This window comes from Vibrio sp. 03_296 (assembly GCF_002265885.1).
Genome location: NZ_NPKW01001198.1, coordinates 1 through 480, shown reverse-complemented (window position 1 = coordinate 480; position 480 = coordinate 1). Strand labels below are relative to the sequence as shown.

At 44.0% G+C, this 480-nt stretch carries 2 rRNA genes; both read left to right on the top strand.

The window, feature by feature from the left end:
- Positions 1-108: ribosomal RNA gene (locus CIK04_RS30945) — 23S ribosomal RNA — on the top strand; the annotation flags it as partial.
- A gap of 89 nt (positions 109-197) precedes the next feature.
- Positions 198-313: ribosomal RNA gene (rrf, locus tag CIK04_RS30940) — 5S ribosomal RNA — on the top strand.
- Positions 314-480: the final 167 nt, after the last annotated feature.

The following is a 480-nucleotide window of genomic DNA, read 5'->3' as shown; positions in this document are numbered from 1 at the left end:
TTAAGTATCCTGAAGGGTTGTTCGAGACTAGAACGTTGATAGGCAGGGTGTGTAAGCGCTGTGAGGCGTTGAGCTAACCTGTACTAATTGCCCGTGAGGCTTAACCATACAACACCCAAAGGGTTTTGATGGACTCAAAGCAAGAACGAATTGAATGTGTAGAGAACGCAAACAGCTTTCCGAATTTTAAGAATTTGCTTGGCGACCATAGCGTTTTGGACCCACCTGAACCCATTCCGAACTCAGAAGTGAAACGAAATAGCGTCGATGGTAGTGTGGGGTTTCCCCATGTGAGAGTAGAACATCGCCAGGCTTACTTACCGCTTTTAGATTATTAAAGTCTAAGAGCAAAACTAAAACCTAGCATTATTTAAGTAAGACTAAGTTTTAGGACAATTTGTGGAGAGATGGCTGAGTGGTTGAAAGCACCGGTCTTGAAAACCGGCGTACGTTAATAGCGTACCTAGGGTTCAAATCCCT